The organism is Carnobacterium sp. (genome assembly GCF_032094055.1).
GTDB lineage: Bacteria > Bacillota > Bacilli > Lactobacillales > Carnobacteriaceae > Carnobacterium_A.
This window is the reverse complement of sequence record NZ_DAMDAK010000097.1, coordinates 3,776-6,452: the sequence shown is the minus strand read 5'-3', so window position 1 is coordinate 6,452 and position 2,677 is coordinate 3,776. Positions and strand designations below refer to the sequence as shown.

Annotated in this window: 3 protein-coding genes and 1 pseudogene; 1 reads left to right on the top strand and 3 read right to left on the bottom strand. The window is 37.1% G+C overall.

The window, feature by feature from the left end; translation table 11 throughout:
• A partial coding sequence (locus RT405_RS11955) for a hypothetical protein (protein WP_313469960.1) occupies window positions 1–97 on the bottom strand: 97 nt, incomplete at its 3' end.
• Window positions 98–330: 233 nt separating this feature from the next.
• A complete protein-coding gene (locus RT405_RS11950) occupies window positions 331–867 on the bottom strand; it encodes a dUTP diphosphatase (RefSeq protein WP_313469954.1) in 537 nt (178 codons plus the stop codon).
• A 302-nt stretch (window positions 868–1,169) separates the two neighbouring features.
• Between RT405_RS11950 and RT405_RS11945 the strand changes: the two genes are divergently transcribed.
• Window positions 1,170–2,273 (top strand): sn-glycerol-3-phosphate ABC transporter ATP-binding protein UgpC, encoded by a 1,104-nt coding sequence (locus RT405_RS11945; RefSeq protein WP_313469953.1) that lies wholly within the window; start codon window positions 1,170–1,172, stop codon window positions 2,271–2,273.
• Window positions 2,274–2,424: 151 nt separating this feature from the next.
• Here RT405_RS11945 and RT405_RS11940 read toward each other — a convergent pair.
• Window positions 2,425–2,677: pseudogene (locus tag RT405_RS11940) on the bottom strand (DapH/DapD/GlmU-related protein); the annotation flags it as partial.

Genomic DNA, 2,677 nt, shown 5'->3' with positions numbered 1-2,677 from the left:
GGTTCCATGCACCACAGTTTGGGCAACGTCCCATCCATTTCGGAGATTCGTATCCACAAGCTTGGCAGACAAACTTTGTTGCTACTTTTTTTGCCACCGATCGGACCTTCCTTTCTCATAATCTCCATTAATCGTACTTCTATTTTACCATAAAAAGTAAGATAATACGTTTGAAAACATCCAACTCGTCTTTTCAAAAGGCACTTCTATTTATTTTTCTTACGCTATACTATACAATACGCAATTGAATAAACCTGGCTTTTTAAAAGAAGAAACCATGAAGATCTACTTCTGGTTTCCTCTTTTTTATTTCGTTTTCTTTTGTTTTGCTTATCGACCGGATGAACCAAAACCACCCGTTCGATTCTTGCCAGAAGCTCTTTCATTATCCGCTTTTAGGAATGGCATAAAAATCCCTTGGCCGATTCGATCGCCTTTTTTGACGAGATGATCTTTGATGCCATAATTGACAAATTGAAAATAAATATGGCCTTCGTTGGCTTCATTATTGTAATAATCCGCATCAATAATTCCTACACCATTCGGCAGCAGCAATTGGTTTTTGATGGGGTTGCTTGAACGGTTGGCCAACTGCAGATATTCATCTTCTCCCATATAGGCTTTAATGCCAGTTGGTACCAAAGTTGATTTTAAGTGCTTCTGGTTCTCTTCAGGGAGTACACCTTCTGTTTGCTGATCCGTTTCCAACTTTCTATTTTTAAACAATACCTTCCAAATAGAGGGTACAAGACAATCTTCGGCTGCTTCAAAGTCATAACCAGCTGCATGATTGGTTGCTCTGATCGGTAGTTGGATCGCTTTATTTTGATAAGCTGTCACAATTTCAAATCCACGTTTTTTCGTCATTCTTTAAACTACTCCTTATTCATTCACTTGATCAGTGTTCTGCTGCTTTAGTCCAATTCTTTTTTAAAGATCACTGTTTTACATTACTGCTAGTATAACAAAAATAGCGTCGCATTACGATATCTTAACGACTGTTTTCTTTGCCGGAACAGCTGATTGTGCTCTTTTTATGTGCAAGCTGCACAAAAAAAGATTAAAAAACTTGTGCACTGCTACGTTTCAAAAAGATAACGGTTACATTATACTGATTATATTAATCCCTATACAATAGACAAAAATAAAACAAAGGATAGGTGAAGAACATGGTAGAAATCGCTTTAAATAATATCCATAAAAAATATGAAAATAATGAAAATTATTCTGTTACTGATTTTAATTTAAAAATCAAAGATCGTGAATTTATCGTTTTTGTAGGACCTTCCGGTTGTGGTAAATCGACAACATTACGAATGATTGCTGGTTTAGAAGACATTTCAGAAGGTGAATTATATATCGGCGACACATTAATGAATGACGTTGCTCCTAAAGACCGCGATATTGCCATGGTTTTCCAAAACTATGCTTTATATCCGCATATGACTGTATATGATAACATGGCTTTTGGTTTAAAATTGCGTAAATATAAAAAAGACGAAATTAAACGCCGTGTAGAAGAAGCCGCAGAAATTTTAGGCTTAACAGAATACTTAAAACGTAAACCAGCCGCATTATCAGGTGGACAACGTCAACGGGTCGCATTAGGCCGGGCAATTGTTCGAGATGCTAAAGTTTTCTTGATGGATGAACCTTTATCTAACTTAGATGCTAAATTACGTGTAGCCATGCGGGCAGAAATTGCAAAACTGCATCAACGTCTAGAAACTACAACAATCTATGTAACCCATGACCAAACTGAAGCAATGACTATGGCGGATCGGATCGTTATCATGAAAGACGGTTTTGTCCAACAAATCGGATCACCTAAAGAAGTATATGATACTCCTGTAAATATGTTCGTTGCCGGTTTTATCGGTTCCCCTGCTATGAACTTCTTTAATGTAACGTTAAACGGCAATGTGATTACAAACGGAGCCGGTTTAAAACTAACTATTCCTGAAGGAAAAAGCAAGCTCTTAGCCAGCAAAGGCTACGATGGTAAAAAATTGATCTTTGGTATTCGTCCAGAAGATATCCATAGCGAGCAAATTGCTTTAGATACCAATCCTAACAGTGTAGTTCATGCTGAAGTTGTGGTTTCTGAGTTATTGGGTGCTGAAACAATGTTGTATACACGTGTTGACGATACGGAATTTATTTCGAAAGTAGATGCGCGCGATTTCCATAAACCAGGTGAGTTCATTAATCTAGCTTTTGATCTTAACAAAGGCCATTTCTTTGATATTGATACAGAAGAAGTTTTACGTTAATTTAACTTTATTAAATTAACGTAAGTTGGAAAATACTATTAATATAAATAGACCGCAAGAAAAACAAGCCTTACACTTGTTTTCTTGCAGTCTTATTTTTTTATTTGGTAATAGAATAAGTTGATGTTTAGCTGATCGTTCAGCTTTTTTGTTAAATTTCCAGCACTTTAATCACTCTAGCTGGGTTGCCGCCAATTACCACATTATCTGGAAATGATTTTGTCACAACTGCTCCAGCACCCACTACAACATTATCTCCTAATGTGACTCCTGGAATGATAATAGCTCCGCCGCCGACCCAGATATTATCTCCTAGCGTAATCGGCTTACCATATTCTATTGAGGTATTCCGTTTAATGGGATCAAGCGGGTGGGTAGCTGTATAGAGCTGAACATTAGGAGCC

Bases quoted from the DNA above. Each gene is read 5' to 3' on its own strand.
- RT405_RS11945 (WP_313469953.1), top strand. From the start codon at position 1,170: ATGGTAGAAATCGCTTTAAATAATATCCATAAAAAATATGAAAATAAT.
- RT405_RS11950 (WP_313469954.1), bottom strand. From the start codon at position 867: ATGACGAAAAAACGTGGATTTGAAATTGTGACAGCTTATCAAAATAAA.